We start from the raw sequence: 23,765 nt of genomic DNA, 5'->3' as shown, positions 1-23,765 counted from the left end.
AACAAATTCAGAAACATACGAACAAGTCCGCTGAAATTGTTGCGCAATCCGGAACAGTGATGCGCGATCACGGGGCAACCACGCGCGCCACCGGCAACTTTAAGTTGCGACTATTTGGATGCCGCACCCGAGAATTGCAGGACGGGCGAGAATCGTTTTTGGTTTTGAGCGTCTGCGAAACCGCGAAGGGCGGAGTCGGGCGGTTTCAGGACAGTCTGCGCGCGATCGAGGGGGCCGGATTTGACCTTGCCGTATTGCTGCCCGAACAAGACAGCGATGTGCTGACCTATCGCGACCGCATCTGGACCTTTCGACGGCAAAGGCGCGGGGTCCGGGCCTTATGCGCAATGATTTCCGAATTCCGACGGGTAAGGGCGTCGATCAAGCCTGATGTCTATTTCTTCAACAGCACCTTTGCGCTGTTGCCGCTGTTGGTGATGCGGATGATTGGCGACCGGTCGCCAGCTGTTTACTGCGCGCATTGTTGGGCGGTGAGCAACTACCGGCCCGGTTCTGTCAAAGGGCGCATTGTTCGGACGGTCGAAGGGCGGCTTTGCGGGCTTGCCGATCTGGTTGTGAACGTCTCTTCAGGCGACGCGGACCTGGCGCGCCAACTGGGGTACAAAGGCCGCCATGTGGTGGTGGAAAATGCCGTGCCGGACAGTGCCGCCATGACCGAAGTCGCGGCGTTTCCGGCCCAGGCGCCCGGCGCGGTCCATTTGCTGTTTGTCGGCCGGTTTGACCGGCAAAAGGGGCTGGATCTGCTGTTGCCGGCTTTTGCCCGCGCCCGTGTCCGCAACCGTCATCTGCACTTGCACCTTGTGGGGGGGCCGGTGCGCAGCGACCGCGTGCCCGACCTTCCCGATGGCGTGACCTGGCATGGGTGGGCTGCACCGGACCAGATTGACGGCTATTACCGCGCCGCCGATGCATTGGTCGTGCCATCCCGTTGGGAGGGGCTGCCCCTGATCGTGCCCGAGGCGCTGCGCAACGGCACGCCTGTTCTTGTGGCGGATCGTAGCGGAATGGCCGGACTGGTGACACCGGGTGAGACCGGCGCAGTCTTTCAGCATGATGCAGACGCGCTGACCGACTGTCTGGCCCGCCTGACCCATCCGGATCTGCGCGCGATGCGCGGGGCGGCCCGTGCCAGCTATGAGCACCGTTTCACAATTGATCGCTTTGCCAACCAGATGGCAGGACATCTTGAGAACCTGGTGTCGCGATGAGCGGTACGCCTGTTCTTTTTCTGGCGGGTGTGCCCAAGGCAGGGACGTCGTCGCTGTTCAATTGGCTGGCTCACCACCCGCAAATTCAGGGCTCGACCGATAAGGAAACCTGCTTTTTTGCCGACCCTGAAAGCCATGTATACAGGCCCGAGTTCAACGCCGAAACCGGGATCGAAAGGTTTCATCACGCCTTTCCCGCCCCGACGGGTGAAACGCGGCTCAGGGTAGAGGGCACCCCCACGCATATCTACAGCCGCACGGCGCTGACGCATATTCCGGCCTTGCCTGACGCAAAGTGCCTGTTCGTGGTGCGCGACCCCGCCACACAGATCCGGTCGATCTATGATTATTATCGCAACACCTGGGATTACATTCCCGAGGCGATGGGCTTTTCTGAGTTCGTCGACACTGTGCGCCGGGGCGGGCATGATTTTGGCGGCAACGAACTTGCCTCTCGTGCGCTCGACTATGCAGATTACAACCGCTGGCTTGATCCATGGCGCGCCAAGCTGGGGCAAGGCCGGATGATGGTCTGCTCCTTTGACCGCCTGCGCGACGATCCAATGGGGCTGGTGCACGAAATCGCCGAATGGTGCGACCTGTCGCCAGAGTTTTTTCGCAGCCACACATTCCCGGTCGAAAACGAAAGCTACGTCCCGAAAAACCGCGTCTTGCAGAGGCTCAATATCGCCCTGCGCGGCCATCTTCCCAAGGGACGGCTCTATGATTGGGCGAGGCGGTTCTATCGTCGGGCGAACACCCGTGCGCCGGACCGGGCCGACGACTCCGGGGTGCAGGCCGATCTGCGGCGTCACTTTGCGACCGCCAATGCCCGGCTTGCCACGGAATACGCGCTTGATCTGTCGGCCTGGGAATTTTAGCCGACTTGTTGCGCATGGCGTTGCAGCAACCCGTTGCAGATTTTTGTCAACCGGGCCAAGTGCCGTTCTGGAGAGACCGCGTCCGCAAGCGTCTTGCTGTCGAACCGGTCCAACGCATCGACCGTGCCGATGGCCGCCGCCAGTGTTTCAGGATCCGGACGGTCGTAGATCACGCCGTTTACGCCGTCCTGCACAACTTCCCGCGCCGCGCTCCAACTGCCACAAACGACGGGGATGCCGCGCAACAGCGCCTCGATCGGGACCAAAGGCTGACATTCGTACCAAAGCGACGGAAAGACCAAAGCCCGCGCCCGCGACAGGTGGGTCTGGACGTCTTCGGGGGCCAGCCAGCCCGTGATCTCCGCGTCGGGATTGGCGGCCCGCACGGCTGCCTCTTCGGGCCCGGACCCGACAAAGACCGCCCGAACCCCCGCCAGCTGCGCGGCCTTGGCAAAGATCGCGGCGCCCTTTTCCGGCGCCAACCGACCGACAAAGACGAAATCGCGGTTTTGTGCGGCATCGACCGGCGGCCCATGTGCGGCGACCGGGTTGGGCAGATCGTGCAGGGATGTGCCGGATGGCAAATGCGGCGCCATGACATCGCGCTGGGTGCGCGAGATAAAGGCAATATCGCGAAGCCCCCGTGGCAGGTGACCGGGCCCGCGTGCAATCGCGGCCCGTGCCAGTCGCCAGACCTTGTGCGTCGCGTGGCGGGCATCGCAATTACGCAGGCAACAGGCCGAGGACAAAGGCCTTCGGGTGCAGATTTCTCCGGCGCGATAATCAAAGAAGCCGCCATTTGGGCAAGCAAGGAAATATTCGTGCATCGTGTAAAGCACGGGAATTCGGCTTGCGGCCAGCACCGGGCCGACGGAGGGCGACAGCGCCTTGGCCCAGCCATGGCACAGCAGCACCGTGTTGCGCGGGTCGTGCCGTTTGATTTCGGTTTCCAACGCCTGCGCCGCGGCGCGATTCCAAAGGCCCGATAGCATGGCGCGCAGGCGGCTGGGATTGTCCAGCAAGCTGTGCTGCCCCAGACAGGTCACCGATATATTGGGATGGTCCAGCAATGGGCTGACCGGGCCGGTGGCGGCCAGAAAACGGACCCCGATGCCCGCATCGGCCAGCAAGCGCGCCGTATCGATCGCGACCTTGGCCTGCCCCCCGGTCACATCGGCGAAGTCCCCCACGATCAGCGCATGCCTCATATTGTCGGTCATGTCCGTCGGTCCGCGCTTTCGCCTGTGTCCGGTCCCGGTCCGGTGCCGGGTCGATACCCAACCCTCAATAGATGAACTTGACGGGCCGCGCGAGACGGTAGAAGCTTTTTTGCTCCGGCAATTCGCGTGTCGGCAAACGCGCCAGAGAGCCCATGACGAAACCGAAAATTCTTTTTGTCGCCAATGCGGTGTTGGGTTGGCGCACCTATGCACGGCAACTTGAAACCGTGTTGGCGGCGCGCCAAGATGTCGACGGCACGGTGCTGTACCGCACGCCCGGTCGTTGGGCCATGCAACTGGCGCGGCGTCATGCCGACGGTCCGCTGGGGCGGCGATTGCGTCCGTTCGATCCGATCCAGCTGTTCGCCGGACGGTCGGGACACGATATCAGGCAAGCGGTGGCGCGCCTGCGGCCCGACGTTGTGCATTTGGCGGCGCACTGGCCCGCCGGAGCGCTGTTGGCCGCGCGGGTTCCGTTCACGATCGCCCTTGACGCTACACGGGCCGGTTTGAGCCGCGATCTGCCGTTGCCCGGTTGGGGACAGGTGGAATGCCAGCGTGAGGCCCGGCTGTGCCGCGCGGCGGCGCATGTCTTCCCGATGAGCCAATGGGCCGCGGACTCCTTGCAGGACGACTATGACATCCCGAAGTCGCGGATCACCGTGCAACCGCCGACGCTGCTGCCCGAGCACTGGCCCGAGAACTGGCCTGAGAACTGGCCCGAGCGTTGGCCCGATCAATGCAGCCGAGAGCCCGCGCGGGATCGTCCGCAGATCCTGTTCGTCGGCAATGACCTTCAGCGCAAAGGCGCGCACCGGCTGGCGCGATGGGTCGAAGGCCCATTGGACGGACGTTGTCATCTGCACATCGTTTCGACAGATCGCAAGTCAAGGCCGCCGAACGGGCCGCATGTCACCTTTCACGGACCAATCCCGCATGACAGGCTGATCTCTGAGGTGATGCCCAGCATGGATATCTTTTGCCTGCCGACCCGGCTCGACATGTCGCCCTTCGTACTGGTGGAGGCGGCGGCGGCCGGGCTTCCATCGGTGGCCAGTCGGCTGGCTGGTATTTCCGATCTGGTGTCGGATGGAGCAACCGGGCTGCTGGTCCAGCCCGACGACGATAGCGGGTTTGTTCAAGCGCTGCGCCGCCTGATCGAGGATGCGCCGTTGCGCCGGAGGATGGGCACTGCGGCGCGCCGTCGCGCGGAGGAGGCGTTTGATGGCAGACGCGGTTTCAACCATCTGATCGACCGGTTGGTGACCATCGCGGCGGCGCAAGGCAGCGACCCGCTATGACCGGCCACGCCAGTTTCGCCGAGCTTGAGGGCAGGGTCGACCCGTTCCTGCTGCGCCGCATGTCAAAACAGGACGCGGGTTTCGCGCTGCGCACGCTGGATCCCGTCCCGACATGGAACCGTTTCGATCTTGGGTTCAAACTGCTGTGGCTGGATGCCCGTATGGGGGCCCGTTCGCAGTTTGCCGAACGGATTTACCAAGACCACATCGCCGCCTTTTCGCTGGCGGATATGGCCGAACCCGGCAACCCCGACAAACAGGGCATTGCGCGTTTCCGATCCGATTTCGCGGGGCTGTTGCAGGACATGCGCGCGCATGGATTCGATGCCTCGAAGAGTCTGGTGCCTTTGGCCGGGGACGGCAGCCTGCTGAACGCGGGCCATCGCTCGGCCGTAGCACTGGCGCTGGGCAAGCCGGTCACAGCCGTCGAAACCGGGCTGGATCCGGTGCATTTCGACTATGATTTTTTCGCGCGGCGCGGCATGGCGCAATCCGATCTGGACGCCGCAGCGGTCCGCATGGTCGAGGCCATGCCCGATGTCGCGGTGGCCCTGCTCTGGCCAGCCGCACGGGGCCGGGAACGCGAGGCCGCGCGGCTGATGGGGCCTTTGGTCTATCGTCGCTCCCTCCAGCTGTCGCTGAAGGCAGGGCATCTGTTGCTTTCCCGCGTGTATCGGGACGAACCCTGGCTGGGTCCGGCAGAAGAGAACTTTCCCGGAATCCGGCGCAAACTGATGGCCTGTTTCAACGGTCCTGACCCTCTGCGGGTCCTGATTTTCGACGCCCCGACACGCCGGGACAGGGTCGCGCTCAAGGCCGAGGTGCGCAGGCTGTACGGGATCGACAAAAGCTCGATCCACATCACCGATACACAGGCAGAAGCCGTCGAAATCGCGCATTTGCTTCTGAACCCCGCCGCGCGGCATTTTCTGTCCCATGGCGATCCGATGGCTTTTGCCGAGACCCGCCACAATATCGCATCGCTACAGGCCTATATGAAGGGCAACGCCCTTGGGCCGGCCAGTCTGGCGGTCGATACGGGAATGGTGCTGGGCCTGTATGGTCTGCGCCCGCCGTCCGATGTCGATGTAATTGCCGATGGCGTATTGCCATCGGGGCCGATCGAACATCACGACACCAATGGCCATGATGCGGCATTCGGCGATCTGATTCAGGATCCGGCCCTGCATTTCCGATACGACGGGATCACATGGCTTAGTCTGGCCGAAGTGGCGGCGCTGAAATCCCGGCGGCTGGCGGGGCAGGATCGCGAAGACCTGTTGCGCATCAAACCCCTGTTGGCTTCGCCGTCGGATACAGCAGAGGGCCGATTGGTGTCGCTGAGGTTTCAGTTTGCGCTGTTGCGTCTGCGGCGCAGGGTGATCCGTGGCCTGATGGCTCTGGGCATTGGCCGACCGCTGAGGCGGGTTTATCGGCATTTCTTGCGCAAGTCGCCGTAAAAGGTGCGGAGGACAATCCGGCCAAAGGGAGGTGCCCCGTTCTCGATCACTGCCCGGCGATGCCTTGCGCTGCCCGGTCAAGAGGGGGGCGCTTTCACAGCTTGTATCGGCGCTTGTGGTTGTTGGCCGGAATTTTGCGTTGCATTCGACCGGGGATGCGGGCGCGCCGTCCGTCGGCGCATCGCGCCACCGCAACCCATTGCGATTGGTAAATATAACAGCACTTTGAACACGTTGGCATACGCCTAGCTTGCCGTGGGACGCGGGAAAAAAGGGCTTAAGTCGCGCCATCTGCGTGTCGCTCAGCCAGAAAAGGTCAGACATGTTCAACGCCTGTTTTCAGCATGATGCGTGACATAATCCACCGAAATTCGACCGGTCCTGCCCCTACAGCGCCTGCACCGGAGGGGCACATGTGACCTGCCCGGCAAACACATGTTGCACTATTTTGTAGAAGGGTCGAACCGCGACGGCCGGAGCGACTCCGACCTTTGCGGCCATAGAGACAGTCAAGGCTTCAAAGACCACGGAAATTCGTCATCGTCTCAAGGGACAAGGACGTCAGTTCGCTATCCAAAAGACCCACGAGTCGCCCCGCGGAAATGTGCGGAAAGTCAGACGGCTTATTATTCCTAAAGTCAAATATCAGCCGCCTCCCTCACCGCGGCGGTGATGTCATCCTGTCGAAGCGCGGTCGGTTTCCGTCAACAATGGCGATATTCCCGCAAGGATATCGGCCGCTTCGGAGGCTTCGAGTTGGAAGCCCAGTGTTTCTGCCTCGCGCTTGGCTTCTTCCAGAACACTTTGTGACAACGCGTACTCTGAACGGGTGAACTGGATCTGCCCATAGGCTACCAATCCACTCAGTTTGATCAGGCGCAATCCATGCCGGGAACTCATGGCAATCGACCGGGCAATCGCCTCTGCCGCAAGGGCCAGTTCCCCCCGTTTCATGTTCAGCTTGCCCTCGGCAAGTTGCGCTTCTGCTTCCAAACGATAGAGACCCATCTGCGTGGCATAATGCAGAACACGCCGGATCCGCCCCTGAGCGAGATCCTGTTTGTTGGTTTCGATCTCAAAAAGCGCAAGGCTCAAGAGAGCGTGGTTTTCTACGTCCCTCTGTTCTGCCTGAGAGGCCGAATTCACCGCCATTTCAAGACTGGGTTTTGCCTTTTCGTATTGCCCGGTGCGAAAGTACAAATCGCCCATCAGGCGATGGAATATAGAAACCGCCCGCAGGTCGCGCCGCTCGACAAATCCTCTCAGACAGGCTTCGTATTCGCTCAATGCGCCTTCGAAACTGCCGCTAAGGTGATCGCAGAATGCCAAATATCCGCGCGCAAAACCATGCACCTTGCTTGGGGTCGAGCGCTTGACATGGCGCAATGAAACCTCCAGCTCATTGAGCATTTGCCGCGCAATGCCGATCTTGCCACGCTCTATAAAGGCGAGCGCGAGATTCAAATTTATCCGCCGCTCGGCCGCATTGTATGCCTTTGAATCAAACGGGGGCGTCTGCGCATGCGCCATAATGAATCTCGCCTGTTTGAACAGCGGGATTGCATCGAACAGCCGTCCCTGCATGAAACTGGTCAATCCGCGTTCATTGTACAGCCATGCGATCTCATCACGGTAAAAGGGATGGCGAAGGACCTTGTATTTTGTGGTCTGGCGTTCAAACAAACCTCGCATACAGGCCTGTTTGCAGACCGCCAGCATTCCGGATTTTACTTCGTTGAGCAGTAAGTCGAGTTCATTTTGTCGCTGAGCACTCAAACTGACTTTGGCATCGGCGATCCGGTTTTTCAGCCGTGTCAATCCCAAGGCACCGATCGTGTCGCTGCCGCTGGGGAGCGAAGCCGTCTTGAACACCGATCCGTCGAGCAATAGCCCAAGCTCGTCCCGATTGCGCTCTAGCCCCACAGCCGCATTCAACAGACCGCGCAGCCAGCCGCGATATGTCTCGAACGGCGGCTCGTCGCCGGGTTTGAGGTGAACCGTGTCGAGCCGCGAAAGAGACCCAACGGTCAAGGCCGTCTGAAGCATACTGAAGCAGGCCCGCAACCGTTGCGGAACCGCATGGATCTGCCCCATCGACCCGGCGATACCTTCCGGGTCGAGTCGTGGGCCCTCGTCGCTGGCTTCACTCGTGAAAGGAAAGAATACATGCTCGGCCGCACGTCTGTACGCGCGGGTCGTTTGTTCGTCGGCATTTGTTTCACCGCCCATTTCCGACAGGTGTGGATCCCACCTTGTGCGCTTGTACTGCTTGCCGGACCACGTCGTCCGATAGGTCGCGTCCAGCATGATCCGGCACCGCTCGATCATGTGGCTGACGATCTCCTGGATCATCTCGAAATGTGCTGACCGCGGCGTCGGCAAGTCGCGTGGCTGGTCGCAGAAAACCGACATCTGATGATGATTCAGGTCGCCCTCGTCCGATATCTGCAACTGCATGTGATAGGCGAAATGTTCCCGCAGGCCAGCGTGCAGCGCGTAGCGCATGTGCAGTCTGCGTTCCTCGTCTTCGCGCTTTGCCTCACCCAACTCCGAATTCTGCGATGGCTCGATCTCGATCACCAGACAGCGGCCGCACAACTCCTTCAGATTGAAGGACAGCATCTCCAGAATGAAGGCCCGCTCCCGATACATTTCGGACGGCTTTTGAGTGTTACCGGGGTACTTTTCTTTGAAAGCTTCCCGCAAATGGCGATAAATCAAGGGGCATCCCATCAGTACCCAAATCTCGACCGGCAGGCGAAACAACACCAGATGCCGAAGAACCAGACGAATGAGAGCGGGATCGAGCGTCGCGGAACCGTGTGGTTGCGTCACGGGGGCAGGCGGGGTTTGCGATTTGGCCGGATCTGCCCGGTCAAGACGTTCATGCTCTGCCAACACGACTGCGAGCACACCTTGTGCCCCATCGCGCGCATAGGCCCGATCGAGGGGTTCGATATACGCGCGGAACCAGGCGCGGTGAGTTGCGATATCCTGGGCAACGTTTGGGACCTCAGCCATGCGTGCCTCTGCCAGCCGTTTCCAGCCCGACAAGACAATCAAGGTCAGGGCAACGCTGTTCCATAGACCACGGTAAATCTCTCGCGTGCTGTGCAATTCGTCAAAGATGTTGTTGGTGCGATCCGGTGTCTTTTGCCTTGCCCATTTCAAAAAGGCCTGCGCAGGAATTGAGAAGTCTTCGTCATTCATCTCGATATGGCTTGCGGAATCAAATTTGGATAAGAGCAATCGCTCCTTCCATGTCGGAGCGGGCAATTCCGACCATTTTCTTAAGTACCGTTTGGTACGTGTCTCATTCGAGTACGCCTTTTGGTGTTCGGTGGCGAGTGTCCTCTTTGACCCGCCGGGATTGTATTCTTCGCTCAAGAATGCGATCGGTGTTTGCGGCTGTCCGGCGATGAACAAATAGTCTATAGGTGGATCGGGATCGGGCTTGTCTCGGTCGGTGGTGCCGCAGAGCAAACGAAACAAGGCCCGATGCATGGGGTTGCGGGCATCGCCCTTGGAGTCGCAAATCCGATCCAATCCGCTCAGACAGACAAAAAGCCGCTCTGCCCGGTTCTGGCAGAGGGTTTCAAGCGTTTTCATCACAGACCGCAAGACTTCCAGTCGATGCTGTCGCACCACCTCAGTTTGCAGATCTCGGGCAGAGATTGCGCGCCGATCTGCAACGAGTCGGGGTTCATCTTCGCGCCGCGCCACGTATAGCCTTCGTGCCACCAAAATCTGCTTATCGGATTCCGTGATGCAATCGCTTTCCCTCAGTCTCTTCAGAAATCCGCCGCCAGCTTCATTTACAAGAACTCGCAAATCAGCAGGCGGCAACTCACGAATAATTTCCCGACCGCTCAGGGGTTTCTGACCTTGGCCCGGAATCTCCGACAACTCGGTTTCAACAATTGCGTTCAGCGCCGCTTGTGTTTCTTTCGCTTCCGGAGAATTCCCATTCTCATCTACTTCCCGGAGCATGATCTCAGCCGCCTGTCGGGCAAGGAACCGGGTGAGCGCCTTGGCAACCGACGAAAACTCCATCGAGAAACTCTGATGCGCCATGAAGGCAGCCTCATAACGCGCGTGGTTTTTGCAGTAGGGCGGGAACAGGCTATTCTGCGCTTCTTGGTGCATCAATAACCGGATCAACGATCCTTTTCCGCTTCCGCGCGGCGCGGTGAGACGCAGCACCCGAGATCGCCGTAGTTTCCCCGCTACATGTTGGAGCCGTTGTTCGGAGTGCGCAATTCTGGCGATTTCCTGCGCTGCTTTGAGTTGAGTCCACCCTTCGGCGCTTTTCAACATGGGAACGGTGGCTGGACAATGGCGCACCCAAAGGTAATTCTTGCCCGAATTCACCTGATCTTCCGGGACGTATTGGTTATAGATCGCCCGTCGCTCAAATGGTGACCGTCGCCACGCATCCCACCACTCACCCTTGTCTTTGTTAAGTGACTTGAGCTCCAGAACCAGTGCTCGGGACATCGCCCGCCCCTTCAGTTCCTTGAGCATCAGGTTCACGGCGTCTTTGGCGAACAAGCCGATCAGGGTGGCATCTTTGTTCTTTAGCACCTTGAGACAAGAAATCTCCCAAGGTAGCAACAGCTTCAGGTCACGGCCATCAACGTGAAGGCATGCCGCGTCGCTTTCCATGAATTCCGCAAGAGACGTGATCGCCTTGATACCATCCGCACATGTCTTGGCCCCTTTCCAAGCTGTCTCGGCTTGTTTGAACCGTGACATCGTCGCCCGCCACACTGGCCCGCCGAACAACAGGGTGTGGATCTGATAGCGCATCATATTGTTGAGCGTTTCGGTCTCGTCCTTTCGGTTGCAGTGTTCGCAATTGCCATCGTCAGGACATTTTTCACAATAGGCGCGCGCTTTAAGAAGAAATATCCGTCGCGTGTTTGCGCGTTCGTTGTCGCGCCGGGCCATCAAGCGTCGGAACGGGCGAACCACGTCATCTTCGCTCATCCCGATCCCAAGGATCAGTATGTCGTTGCCACCAAAGAGCATCTCCTGCGCTTCGCGAAAGATCATCCTTGGCACAGCTTTCATCATGTACAGCCGGTCGTAGTCTCGTTTTGTCAGGACGATGTTTTCCGCATCGTCAAAGCGTCCGTGCAGATGAAGCACCTGATGCCCGAATTGCCGCGAATAGGCCGAGAAATTGACGATGTCGCCGACATTGCCCTGCCCGAGGGTTATCGATACCGCCCCCCGCTCCAGCAAATTCTCCATGACCAGTCTCTTGGTGTGGGGGCGGTCGGTTTTCCAGTCTTTGCACAAATCGGCAAAGCCGTCGGTATCCACCCCCGGCAAGTTGCCCGTCCGTCGCAGGACGGCACGTTCAATTTGAACATCGTAATTCAGCGTCGCGATCCGTCCGACCTTCAATTCGCGCGTCAACACGTCAGAGATGTTGTACGAACCTGCGACATCGCAAGGTGCCAGAAGCGGCCCCATATCCATTTCGGACAGTGCGCCGAAGGGTTTCTTGCCGTTGGCTTGTTGGCTCCCTTCCTTCAACAAGCGCTGGATTGCCGTCGAAGCGGCAGATTGCGCCTCTGCACACTTTTTTTTGAGACAGTGCACAAGTCCGACCAGCAGCAAATCGGGTGACAATGAGAGTTTCGGTCCGTCGTCACCGCGCGCCAATTCGCGTACAATGTCCTCCAAAAGCGGCTCTATCTCGGAAGTGCTGTCTCCATCTGTCGTCTTATCCTTCCGACCATCTGCCCCGGCCCCAAATGTCCCGGTCCACTTGCGCTCCAGCAACCCAAAGGTCGATTTGCGAAAGTGCTGGGCGAATTCGGCGCGGACCTTGAACAATCGCGATTGGCCAGTTTCGGGATCATCCGGCAGAAGCCGCAGGATTTCTTCGCAAAGATCCATGACGACAGTCTTGTCGTCGGGGTAGTTCGCCTCGGTCGCAAGATCCAGGCAGCAATCCGCGGTTGACAGTTTGAAGTCTGCTTTCCCAAGCAATCGTGCCAGTTGCGCAAGAATGGGGGCCGTCTCAAATATCTCGTCCGGCCACGGTTCTTGCACCAGCCCGCCGGGCGGCAAGGTGTCATTGGACCTCGATCCGCGGCCGCCCACCACGTCGAGCTCCGCAAGGGTTTCCTCGACGAAAATTCGCGCAAGATCGTCCCAATCCGGCAGGCCGAAGGCACTGGTTGCGCCAGACCCGGTGAAGGCAATCAGGCGTCTTAAATTCATGCTCCGGAAAACTTCCACACGCGCCCGTTTTGAGATTGACGACTTTGTCAATTGTGATTTCAGATGCGGCTGAAGATGGGTCCACATGATACACCCCGCGAAATTAATTCAATTATGACAACGGATTTCAGGAGTCGGGGGCCTGCTCGGAACGTAACCGTTCCTGTGCTCTCCGCTTGCTGTACCAAGTCAACGGTGCAGAATTTGACACATCTGCATAGTCCGACAGAAGGGATTCCAGAAATTCCCGGTTTTCGGCTTCGGAATATGCACCCGTGAGACGGGCCCGTGCAGCGCGGTGTAAAATCCCAAATTCGACCGCCGCCTGTTTGTGATCCCGCGCACGATGTTCGAACTTCGAAAAGGTCTGCAATGATCCCGCCGCCAGCGCGACAAGTGACGCAAGTGGTGAGACGGTTTCAAAACTCGGCCATTTGAGCCCGAAAAAGACCGTCGCCACGCTTGAAGCAAGGATCATCAGTATCCCGGTGGCGAAATGCTTGAATTCTAACGATTCACAAGAGGCATACTGACTGCGTTGATTGCGCGAGAGCATGGCCGCCAATCGGGAAATTTCCAGATTGACACCCGTTTGATCCAGTTCAGGATTCTCCAAATTACATCCCCCAAAAAACAATTTTTGCCACACAGGTAATATTTCCCGCACGGGCACGATATCCAATTTTTCAAAAAATCAAAGCGTCGAGGTGCGATCACATTGTCAAACCCGGTTCACAGGGATCACGCAGCTCAAGTCCTGCCGCAGCCTGAACGGGCAGGGGTGGTACCCCGAGAAAGGCATCAAGGCAGCGCCCCGCATGAGGCAGTTTTCGGGGACGTTTTCGGGGCAGTTCAAAGCGACGCTCAGCAAATACGCTGCTCACCTGGATATTCGTTGCCGGCATCGGTCAACCCGATATTTCTTGACTGTATCCAAAGGATTTCAGCGTGTTACGGGAGGTGTGGCCCGATTCGTCGGACCAGTTTGCGGGCTTTTCCTGAGTGGTTTTCCGCCTCGGTTAGGCTGCCGCCATGTTTGCCAGCAACGGGGCGACGTCTGCGTGATCCGGCGCTCTGCCGTCAAGCGATGAATGGGCGCGCCGATTGTTGTTGAATCCTGATGTATCGACCGATCCCAGAGCGGGTGTAGACGCGCAGTTTTCGCCGCAAGCGGTCAACAAAGGTGGTGTCGCGCCACGCGTCCTCGCCGTCCATGCTGATCCTGATCTTTCGGACGCGCCCTTCGGGGTTTCGCCGAACACACCCCTTTCACCTCCGAGAAACCGGGCCCGCCACCGCAGGATCTGGTTCGGGTACGGGTCAAATTCCTGCGCCAGCGTGGCCCGTGTTTTCACCCTTGATCGCAGCCACGGCAGCCTTCGCCTTGAAAGTCGGGCGGTGGTTTCAGCGCGGCCGTCTTGCCATGGGCCTTCTCGTCGCGCGCAGCATCATGTCGTATCTCACCGGGAAATCGATCCACTGAAGCGGTATCTGGTCCGGCTCAAGCGTGAGGCCGTGGTCATGACGGCGATCGGGAAGAAAGTCGCCGGTCCCACGGTCGCGCGGCTCTACGAGAAGGGGCGTTTGGGGCTGGTCGACTGGCGAGGGAGCCGCGCTGCGAAGCCAGCAGTCCTATGCGCTGAAGCCTACCAGACGGGCCGCCACGTTTGACTGATACGCCCACGCCCGGCAGCTCAAAGGGGTGCGTAAGGCGCTTGGAACGCTCAACGTGTGCGCCACAAAGCCGTTCCCGGTTGTCGCGGACCCGCCTTATTTCGGGATATAATAAACGTGTCGGTGGACGACGTGCAGGGCGTTATTCCATTGGCCCAAATCCGAGCTTTGTGACGCATTTGTTCAGTACGGATTGACACACTGGTGCGCGTGTGCAGCATCGACCTATGTTATCAGTAGGCAGAAAATGACCGAATTCATTGATCCGCAAGAACCAGTTATTGAAAGTCAAAATCTTGAAGTCAGCTTTTCGACGGCGGATAAGGTCAATTTCTCCTCTGCCCAGAACGGCGTTTCGATTCTTCGCAAGATTACTCTGCGAAATCCAACGGAAACGCCGCTGGAAAATCTTTCCATTGCCATCGAGAGCAACCCCTCCGTCATCAGGCCGAAAACCTGGACGATGGATCGGCTCGGCCCCGGCGATGAACGGAGCCTGACTGACCTCGAAACACCATTGAACGACACGCTTCTGGCCGGGTTGAACGAGGCGGAATTCGGCCTGTTGACCTTGACGGTGTCCACTGATGGCACTGAGCGGTTTCGCGAAGACCGCCGGATCGAAATGCTGGCCCGCGATGAGTGGGGCGGGATCGGAGATATGGCTCATCTGTTGGCCGCTTATGTCTCGCCCAACGATGCCGTGGTCGCAGCGATCCTCAAAGACGCCGGTCGGTTGCTGGAGCGTGGCGGGCACAGTGGCGCGCTCGACGGCTACCAATCGAAAGACCCCGGACGTGCGTGGATGCTGGCGGGAGCGATCTGGTCCGCGACAACAGCGCTGGGGTTGACCTATGCTTATCCGCCAGCCTCTTTTGAGACCCGCGGCCAAAAGGTGCGCAACCCTGCGCGGATCAAGTCCGAAGGGTTGGCGACCTGTTTGGACAGTGCTCTGCTGCTGGCAGCCTGTTTCGAGGCTGCGGGGATGAACCCCGTGGTCTTGTTTTCAGAAGGTCACGCCTGGACGGGGGTCTGGCTCACGGAACGCGATTTTGGTCAGGTCACAGAGCCTGACGTAATGACGGTGCGCAAGGCCATCGACGCCCGTGAATTCGTCAGCATGGAAACCACGCTTATGACAAAGCGGCCGACCATCGGCTTTGAACAGGCAGTCAGCGCGGGGCGGGACCTGACCGCTGAGCGCAATGAACACCTGTTCCAGATGGCGGTTGATATTCGCCGGGCCCGTGTCGCGCGCGTTCGGCCTCTGGCCTCCCACAATACCGAAACAACCCAAGACGCGGAGCAGATCGAGGCTGCGCCGCCGGCCCTGCCAAAGCCGCTGGCCTTCGATTTCCTGCCGGGCGATCTGGTGGATGAAGAACCGGCGACGCCGCAGGACCGGATTGCCCGCTGGCAACGCAAGTTGCTCGACCTCTCTCTGCGCAACCGTCTCCTCAACTTCCGCGACTCCAAGCAAACGCTGCCGTTCTTTTGTCCCGATGTATCGGACCTCGAAGACCAATTGGCCGACGGCAAGAGATTCAAGACCCTTGCACTCAAGGACGAAGACCCGGTCGGACAGCGTGACCTGCTCAATCAGGAAGAGCCGAAGCTGCTCGAAGAGGTCGCGCGCGATGCCTTTGCCAAGGGGCAAGTGGCGGTTCCGCTGACCGGCAAAGACATGAACAACCGCCTCCTCGCGCTGTATCGCAAAGCCAAGAGTGATATGCAGGAAGGCGGCACCAACACGCTGTTCCTCGCGGCAGGTTTCCTCCGCTGGAAAAAGACCGAGACCGATACGCGCAGCTACCGCGCACCTTTGCTGCTGATTCCGATCAAGATTGCGCGCCGCTCGGCCCAATCCGAATTCATCCTTGAGCATCACGAGGATGATGTCCGCATGAACGCGACCCTGCTCGAATTCCTCAAGCGTGACTTCGACCTGAACATCCCCGAACTCGAAGGCGAATTGCCGCGCGACGATAGTGGCTACGACCTGCCTTTGATTTTCGAGATCATGCGGCGCAAGGTGCGCGATGTGGCCGGTTTCGAGGTGGTGGAAGAACTGGCCATGTCCACGTTCTCTTTTGCCAAGTTCCTGATGTGGAAGGATCTGGTCGACCGGACGGACAGCCTGCGCAACAGCGCATTGGTCAAGCACCTCGTCGACAATCCGACCGAGCCGTTCCTTGCCGAAGGGGCGGCTGCGCTGCCCACTGCCACGGATGTGGATCGACGGGTGGCGCCACGGGATCTATTCACGCCATTGCCCGCGGATTCGTCGCAGTTGTCGGCAGTGCTTGCCGCGCAGGACGGGCATGACTTTGTGCTGATCGGCCCGCCGGGTACGGGCAAGAGCCAGACAATCGCCAATATCATTTCCCAGTGCCTTGCGGTGGGCAAAACTGTGCTTTTCGTGGCCGAGAAATCCGCTGCGCTGGACGTTGTGCATCGCCGCCTATCGGCCCACGGACTAAGCGACGCAGTTCTGGAACTGCATTCCAACAAGGCGGACAGAAAGTCCGTGCTCGACCAGCTCGGGCGCAGTTGGGACCGGCAGGGCGAGGTGTCCGAAGCCGATTGGATACGCGTAACCGACGACCTGTCGATCACGCGTACCCAGCTCAACGAATACGTGGCCGCGCTGCACCGCAGGGGAAGGCAAGGGTTCAGCGTGTACGACGCCGTGGGCTATGCGGCTCGCGCCGATGTGCCCTTTCGCCTGTTCTTCGACAACAAGGATACCCACGACGCTGAGAGCTATGCGCATTTGCGCAGCCTCGCCGAGGCGGTCGGGCGGTGTCACGAAATCGTCCGGGATCGTCCCGCTCTGCCGTTGGTCGGGGCCGACGAATGGTCCTTTGGCTGGCAGGAGAAATTGTTGCAGCGGGCTGAGGATTTGCGCGCAGTCACCCGCGACCTCGCAGAGGGCGCCGCCGCTCTGGCCGCGCATTGCGGCTTGACCGAAGATGCGCTGACCCGGCACCGGCTTGCAGAACTGGTGGCGCTTGCCGGATGGCCAGCCGACGGGCCCGATATGAGTTGGGGCCTGGAGGTGGACCTGTCGAAGGCTGTGCAGGAGAACGAGCGGCTTGGCCCGATGCTGGACGCGCATCGGAACACGGCCGGGGCGCTGTCGGCACGTTATCCTTTGGATCGGTTGGGTGCGATGCCACTTGACCAGATGGATGCGGACTGGCGGCGCGCCCAGTCAAAGTTCTGGCCCTTTTCATTCTTTGCCAAGTCCGCCGTGCGCAAGCTGCTTCAGACCTATGCCACAGAGGGCAAGGCTGATCCGGCAACGGACATTGCTGGCCTTGATGCCTTGCGGCGGACAAACGAGGAAATCGACGCCATCGCCCTGTCCGGCTGCCCCGCATTTGACAAGGCTGCAACCGACGCTACCCGATTGACAGAGTTCATCACCGAGGCGCAGCAGTTCCGCGCGATGATCGACCCGATTGCATCACGGGTCTCGGATCACACTCGATGGACACAGGCCAAGATCGCACTGGCCCGCCGCGACACGGGCCACCTGCGGTCTGCACTTGATCATTTCCGGGCGCTTCATCAAAGCTGGGCAGAGCAGGCGGATGCCTTCCGGGACACCGCAGGCACTGACCCGACACGGCACGCGCTTGCTGATCTCATCCTTCTTCTTGACCAGACGTTGCAGAACCGCGAGAGTCTGGAGGACTGGACGCGTTGGATCAGCGTGCGCAATCAAGCTTGCGGAGCTGGATTGACTTCTCTGGTCGAAGCAATTGAAGCCCACACTTTGTCTGGCCCGGCTGACAAGGCGTTCACCACAGCCTACGCGCAGTGGTGGTTGCCACAGGCCATGGACGCAGAACCCGTGCTGCGGGGGTTTTCCCATTGGTCACACGATGATGCGATCAGGAAGTTCCGCGCGCTGGACGATCGCGCCACCGAGATGGCAGCAGAGCAAGTTCTGCACCGTATTCGGCACGGGCTGCCCGCTCGCGATGGCGTGGCCCGCAAGTCCGGGCTGGGGACCCTGCGCCACCAGCTCGGCCTGCAACGCCCCAGCATGCCGATCCGAACGCTGATCTCAGAGATGCCGGATACCTTCACCAAACTAGCGCCATGCGTATTGATGTCGCCTCTCTCCGTCGCGCAGTACCTGCCTGCCGGGCAAGCCGCCTTTGACGTGGTTATCTTTGACGAGGCGTCTCAGATCACGACCTGGGACGCGATCGGGGCGATTGCGCGTGGACGGCAGGCCATCATCGTCGGCGACCCCAAGCAGCTGCCGCCGACCAACTTCTTTGGCCGCACCGAGGACACCGAAGAGGACCTGCCGGAAAGCGAAAAGGACCTTGCCTCGATCCTGGACGAGGCCGCCGCTGCGGGCATTCCGACCCAGCAACTCGACTGGCACTACCGTAGCCGAGACGAAACCCTCATCGCGTTCTCCAACTGGCACTACTATGGCGGCAGGCTGGTGACCTTCCCGTCGCCGACCACGGAGTCGCAGGCCGTGCAATTGCACCAGGTCAACGGAACATACGCACGCGGCATGGGCCGTACCAACGAGGACGAGGCCCGCGCAATCGCCCGCATGGTCGTGCGGCGCCTGACGGAATGGCTGACCTTGCCCGAAGAGGAGCGTCTGACCCTCGGTGTCATCACTTTTAATGGTGAGCAACAGGGGCTTATTCTCGACCTGCTGGACGAAGAACGCCGTCAGAACCCCGAACTGGAATGGTTTTTCGAGGATGACCGCGAAGAGCCCGTCATCGTCAAAAACCTTGAGAATATTCAGGGCGACGAGCGCGATGTCATGCTGTTCTCGATCACATTCGGTCCGGATCACGCGGGCAAGCTGTCCATGGCCTTCGGCGCGCTCAACAGCGATGGTGGGGAAAAGCGCCTGAACGTAGCGATCACACGTGCCCGGCAAGAGCTGCACATCTTCGCCTCGATCCGCGCGGATCAGATTGATCTAACCCGCACGAAGGCGGTTGGTGTCAAACACCTAAAAGGCTTTCTCGATTTCGCGGCGCGCGGGCCGATTGCACTGCCCTCGCAAGACGATGGCTCGCTTGGCCCTGTGGAAAATGAATTTGAGGCCGCGATCAAGGCGGCCATAGAGGCAAAAGGTTGGGAGCTACGACCCCAAATCGGCGTCTCCGGCTTCCGTATCGACTTGGGGGTTGTGCATCCGGATCATGCGGGCGTCTACCTCGCAGGGATCGAATGCGACGGGGCGACGTATCACGGCTCTGCCACGGCACGAGACCGGGACAAGGTCCGGCAAGCCGTTCTGGAAAACCTCGGCTGGACGATTTTGCGTATCTGGTCGACCGATTGGTTCAAGAACCCCAAATCCGTCGTGGAGCGCATCCACGAGGCGCTGACGACGCAACTGCAAACAGATAGGGACAGGCGTGCGGAAGAGGACGCCGCGCGAACCACATCGTCAGAACAGGCTTTGCCTGCCACTGAATCCCAACCCGACGAACAGGGTCTTGCAGCCGTTAAGACTACGGAGACGGCGGAAATGGCGCCGCTGCCCAACCCAGGCATGCCTGAGCCCGAACATCGCAAGGAGCCTCTTGTTGCGGGAGTGATGGCACCGGAACACGATGAAACAGACGTAGTCGCCATCACACAATCGGACGACCTTATCCCCGACCCGGAGCAATTCTACGAGCCTTCCTACATCCCGCGTCTTGAGCGCTTGATTGAGGAGATCGTCAGAACCGAAGGGCCACTTCCGGTGACGCTCCTTTCGCGGCGCGTTGCCCAACAACACGGGTGGCAACGCACTGGTCGCCGTATCGTCGAACAGGTGTGTGCGGCCTTGGCCCGCATCGATATCCATCAGGAAGAAGGCGTCGATTTCGCACGGAGCAAGGGCAGCGATACAGACCGTGTCCCGTTCCAGCCTGAACTGAGGCGCAGTATCCGTGACATCTCCAGAGCTGAAATAGCCTGGCTATTCGACGCCAATGCAAAGATGCTCGATATTAGCGACGATCCGGCGCGTGATCTGGCGCGCTTGGCGGGCATCACTCGCTTGACGGCTGAAAGCCGAGGCTATCTTGAAACCTGCATAGAGTGGCGAAAAGAAACTGCCTTGAATTTGGGTTCTGACGCCCCGCGGGCAAATTAACCTTCGGTTTCATTTCTTGCCGGAACAGTTGCAATAAATTCGCAGCCGTCGTTCGGCGTGAGCCAAGCTGGTATCTGCAATGAGGACCAGCTTGGCCCGAGACCTGATGTCGGACTGGGAATGGGCGCTCTTTGAGCGGATCATCTTGGCGGTCCGGGCCATGAACGGGCGCAAACCGTTCAAACCGCCGCCTTGTCCGTGGTGGCGTTTTCTGGATCGCCCGAACCGGGGCCCGGTGGCGCGATTTACCCGAGGGGTTCGGCAAATGGTCGAGCCTCTATCACCAGTTCCGGCGCAAACTGGACGTGTCGCGTTTTGATGCCGCTCCTGAAAGGGGATGGGCCTGCTGCCTCACCTTTTAAAGTCCGGAAGTCATTGCTTCCAATAAATAAGTCGAGTTTTACCTTGCGGGCACGGACTGTCATAAAATGAAGTCGCCCGCAGTCAGCCCCGCAACGTTCGCAACTCGGATTTCGGCATCCACAGTGCCGTTCCCGTCCACATCGATCTGCACAATCGTTGAACCAGTCGGGGTCTCCAATAGCCGAAGTTCGGCATTGCCCGAGGGAGCGAACGCACCCGTGCCCCGGAAGTCCAAAGTCCCTGCTGCCACTTCAGACAGATCAATAAGGTCGAGACCTTTTTCGAAGTCGAGGATCTGGTCACGATCTGCGCCGAGTCCCGCGTCCCCAATCGAAGCGAACTTAAAGCAGTCTGCGTCGACGCCCCCGGTCAGAAAGTCCAGCCCGGTGCCGCCCGACAGATCATCTTCGCCATCTCCGCCGCGCAAGACGTCACTGCCGTCGCCTCCTGCCAGATCGTCCCCGCCAGAACCACCGTCGAGGGTGTCATCCCCTTCACCTCCGGAAAGCACGTCGTTGCCGCCTTGACCTATAAGCCTGTCATTGCCCGTCCCACCGATCAGGGTGTCGTCGCCGCCATCGCCGCCATCGCCGCGCAGCCGGTCGTTGCCCGTACCACCGTCGAGAGTGTCGTCACCTCCGCCGCCGAAGAGACTATCGCTGCCATCGCGCCCTTCGAGCCGGTTTGCCCCGCCGTTGCCTTGCATGACATTTGCTTCGCCGGTGCCTTGGCCGTCGATGCGCGCGGTGCCCGTCAGGGTCAGGCGTTCGACGCCCGCTGCCTCTGCCTGAAGATCGAAGGTCACCGAAGCCCGGACCTCGTCGTCGCCCCCTCCGACGCCTTCGATAACCGTGTCGAGCGCGTTGTCCACGATGTAGACATCGTCCCCGAAACCGCCCTGCATGGTGTCTTGCCCCGCGCCACCGTCAAGGATCTGGCCCTCGGTGCCACCGAAGTGCATATAGATCTGGTTGTTCAGAGCGTTGCCAAAGGCGCGCTGGACACCGGTCGCAAGGACCAGGACCTCGACATGGTCCGGCAGGTGGAAGTCGTCGAGCGCGGTCGAAACCGTGTCGACCCCTTCGTCGGCGCGTTCGGTCACGATATCGCCAAGGTCATCCACGCCATAGAAATCGTCGTCCGGACCACCGCGCATGTCGTCGGCTCCGGTCCCGCCGATCAGGACATCGTCACCCTCCCGGCCAACCAGTGTATCGTTGCCACCCCGGCCGTAGAGGATCGAGGCCAGAGAACCGCCGACCAGAGTGTTATCCTCGGCATTGCCGTTGATCGTCACCCGGCCGCTGCCGATGTGCGTGAGGTTCTGAACGCCGGCAGAGAGCGCAAGATTGAAACTGCTGTCCGTCGTGGCCGCCACGTTGAACAGCAGATTGTCCGAAGTGACCGTGGCCAAGGCGGTCGCGGGGCTGGAGAGAGACTGGTCTACCCTGACCGTACCTCCGCCGGGTATCAAACCGCCGCCGGGCGCGGCGTCGAAGGCGGCCTGGAGGTTGTTGAAACGTCCAAGGAACGAAATGAACGGCGGCGTGCCCAGCACCGACAGCCACAGCGGGCCGTCCAGAAGGATGGAAACCGTCGCTGTGCGGATGGTTCCGCCCCCTTGGGCGGTGATCTCCAGGTCGACCGTTCCGGCCAGAACATCGGGTTGCAGGTCATCAGAATCTGCCAGCCGGATCACGCCGCTGGCGGGATCAATCGAGAAGGCCGGGGTGCCGTCACCATCGACATTCGGATTGCCGCCCGTGATGCTGTAAACGATGTTTGCATCTTCGCCGCCTCGGCGACGTCGGTGGCGGCAACGTCGAAGACCGAGGTTCCACTGGTTGCAGTCGCAGGCAGGACAATTGTCTCGGTCCCATCAAGCAGCGCACCCTCGAACCGTACGAGCGGGTGCTGCGCCTCGAAGGCCCCTGCATCGGCCAGCCCCGCCAGCCCGGTGAAAATCGAGAGCGCGCGCTCTTCGCCCCGAGCGTCGAAGGGCAGGTTCTCTGTCCGGTCGTTGTCGCCATCGAGGTCGAGAATATCCGCGATCGACAGGCTCAGGCCGGCATCCCGTGCGAGGCCCATGGTGTGCAAGGCAATCGTCCGGACCGCGCCGCCGTTGTCCGCCAGTTCCCCGGTCAGCACCTGTTCGCCCGCCACGTTCATCAGGGCGAGGCGGTTGAAAACGCTCTCCGGTGTGGCTCCGATGACGTTGTTCGTCATGCCGATCCGCGCCGCCGCCCCCGTGGACAGGACGTTGCCACCCAGGTTGAAGATGTCCGCTGGCCCGGTTGCCGCAATGTCACCGGCGCCGCCGTTGCCCAGCAGGATCGTATTGCCGATGTGCGTGTTCGCGCCGGACTGGACGTAGATGGCTTCGCTGTCCGGTGCTGCGTTTCCGGTGATCGTGCTGTGCAGTATGCGCGATGTGCCGGTCAACAAGGCGGCCCCCGCAAACGCGAAGTCATTGCCGGTCGCGCTGTTGCCATGCAGCGTGGCGTTGATGAAATCCGCCGAGCCAAAGACCCCACCCCCGCCGCCAACCTCGACCGCGTCCACAAGGTTGCCGGAGATGGTCGAGCAGACGATGCGCGCCGACGCATCGGCCAATGCGATTCCGCCGCCGAAGGCATTGATACCGCGCACGGTATTGTCCGACACTGTCGACTGGAGAAGGGTCAGTGAGCCGTCGATGGCAGGTAAGGCGACGGAAAGCAGGGCGCGGGCGTTGTTCAAGATACCCGCGCCGATGTTTAGGGCCGTAGTAGAGGTCACCGTCGTGACAGAGTGTGAAGACTCGGCCATTGGCGATAGCGGGACGGGTTCGCCGGCTTCAGCGGTTGATGCTTGCTCGGAGGCAGCCGTTTCGGCTGGTTTCGACCCCACCAACAGGCCGCCGCCGACCGAATCGCCGGACGAGCGCCCCGAGACGGCGTTGCCGGTCACCAGTGATTGCACGAGAGTCACATCGCCAATCGCCGTCAATGGCCAGTTCCGACGTGATCGTCAGGCGTCCGCTGGTCAAGCGCAGCGTGCCTGACAACCCGCTCTGGAACACGATCCGGTCCGGTCCCGCCAGCGCTTCGGCCTGCGCGACGGCGTCCCTGAGGCTCCCAGAACCGCTGTCGTTCAGATTGGTGACCGTAAAGACAGCCATGCCAACGCCCCCGGAGGAATTCAAAGTGCTAAAAAACTGGGAACTCACGTCTCGACTGACACACAGGCTGAGTGTCGTCTGTATTTGCCAAAAGCGCG

General features: G+C 60.2%; 10 protein-coding genes and 2 pseudogenes. 6 read left to right on the top strand and 6 right to left on the bottom strand.

The window, feature by feature from the left end; translation table 11 throughout:
• Positions 1–158: 158 nt before the first annotated feature.
• Together ACN0S5_RS11885 and ACN0S5_RS11880 are read left to right on the top strand one after the other, a co-directional pair.
• Positions 159–1,229, top strand: coding sequence for a glycosyltransferase family 4 protein (locus ACN0S5_RS11885; protein ID WP_417208492.1), 1,071 nt, complete (start codon positions 159–161; stop codon positions 1,227–1,229).
• On the top strand, positions 1,226–2,110 hold the full coding sequence (locus ACN0S5_RS11880) for a sulfotransferase family protein (RefSeq protein ID WP_417208491.1): 885 nt from the start codon (positions 1,226–1,228) through the stop codon (positions 2,108–2,110). Before ACN0S5_RS11885 ends, ACN0S5_RS11880 begins: the two co-directional genes overlap by 4 nt.
• On the opposite strand, the gene ACN0S5_RS11875 is transcribed toward ACN0S5_RS11880, so the two are convergent.
• Complete coding sequence (locus tag ACN0S5_RS11875; protein WP_417208490.1) at positions 2,107–3,330, bottom strand: glycosyltransferase family 4 protein; 1,224 nt, start codon at positions 3,328–3,330, stop codon at positions 2,107–2,109. The genes ACN0S5_RS11880 and ACN0S5_RS11875 overlap by 4 nt on opposite strands.
• Before the next feature lie 152 nt (positions 3,331–3,482).
• Between ACN0S5_RS11875 and ACN0S5_RS11870 the strand changes: the two genes are divergently transcribed.
• Together ACN0S5_RS11870 and ACN0S5_RS11865 are read left to right on the top strand one after the other, a co-directional pair.
• Positions 3,483–4,631, top strand: coding sequence for a glycosyltransferase family 4 protein (locus ACN0S5_RS11870; RefSeq protein WP_417208488.1), 1,149 nt, complete (start codon positions 3,483–3,485; stop codon positions 4,629–4,631).
• Positions 4,628–6,091, top strand: coding sequence for a hypothetical protein (locus ACN0S5_RS11865; protein WP_417208630.1), 1,464 nt, complete (start codon positions 4,628–4,630; stop codon positions 6,089–6,091). The genes ACN0S5_RS11870 and ACN0S5_RS11865 overlap by 4 nt, the downstream gene beginning before the upstream one ends.
• Positions 6,092–6,250: 159 nt before the next feature.
• Here the strand turns inward: ACN0S5_RS11865 and ACN0S5_RS11860 are convergent.
• From ACN0S5_RS11860 to ACN0S5_RS11850, 3 genes and pseudogenes are all read right to left on the bottom strand, one after another.
• Positions 6,251–6,415, bottom strand: a pseudogene (locus ACN0S5_RS11860) (transposase); the annotation flags it as partial.
• 351 nt (positions 6,416–6,766) lie between these two features.
• Positions 6,767–12,415, bottom strand: a complete 5,649-nt coding sequence (locus tag ACN0S5_RS11855) for an SIR2 family protein (RefSeq protein WP_417208487.1) — start codon at positions 12,413–12,415, stop codon at positions 6,767–6,769.
• A gap of 40 nt (positions 12,416–12,455) precedes the next feature.
• Positions 12,456–12,944, bottom strand: a complete 489-nt coding sequence (locus ACN0S5_RS11850) for an SLATT domain-containing protein (RefSeq protein ID WP_417208485.1) — start codon at positions 12,942–12,944, stop codon at positions 12,456–12,458.
• 1,305 nt (positions 12,945–14,249) lie between these two features.
• Here ACN0S5_RS11850 and ACN0S5_RS11845 point away from each other — a divergent pair.
• Both ACN0S5_RS11845 and ACN0S5_RS11840 read left to right on the top strand, forming a co-directional pair.
• Entirely contained in the window at positions 14,250–20,144 is a 5,895-nt protein-coding gene (locus tag ACN0S5_RS11845; RefSeq protein WP_417208483.1) for a DUF3320 domain-containing protein, read from the top strand.
• Between the two features lie 79 nt (positions 20,145–20,223).
• Positions 20,224–20,440: pseudogene (locus ACN0S5_RS11840) on the top strand (transposase); the annotation flags it as partial.
• Between the two features lie 125 nt (positions 20,441–20,565).
• On the opposite strand, the gene ACN0S5_RS11835 reads toward ACN0S5_RS11840, so the two are convergent.
• Both ACN0S5_RS11835 and ACN0S5_RS11830 read right to left on the bottom strand, forming a co-directional pair.
• Entirely contained in the window at positions 20,566–22,206 is a 1,641-nt protein-coding gene (locus tag ACN0S5_RS11835; RefSeq protein ID WP_417208481.1) for a calcium-binding protein, read from the bottom strand.
• Entirely contained in the window at positions 22,203–23,495 is a 1,293-nt protein-coding gene (locus ACN0S5_RS11830; RefSeq protein ID WP_417208479.1) for a choice-of-anchor Q domain-containing protein, read from the bottom strand. Before ACN0S5_RS11830 ends, ACN0S5_RS11835 begins: the two co-directional genes overlap by 4 nt.
• Positions 23,496–23,765: the final 270 nt, after the last annotated feature.

The organism is Antarctobacter sp. (assembly GCF_048262615.1).
Classification (GTDB): domain Bacteria; phylum Pseudomonadota; class Alphaproteobacteria; order Rhodobacterales; family Rhodobacteraceae; genus Antarctobacter.
This window is presented reverse-complemented; position numbering and strand designations above follow the sequence as displayed.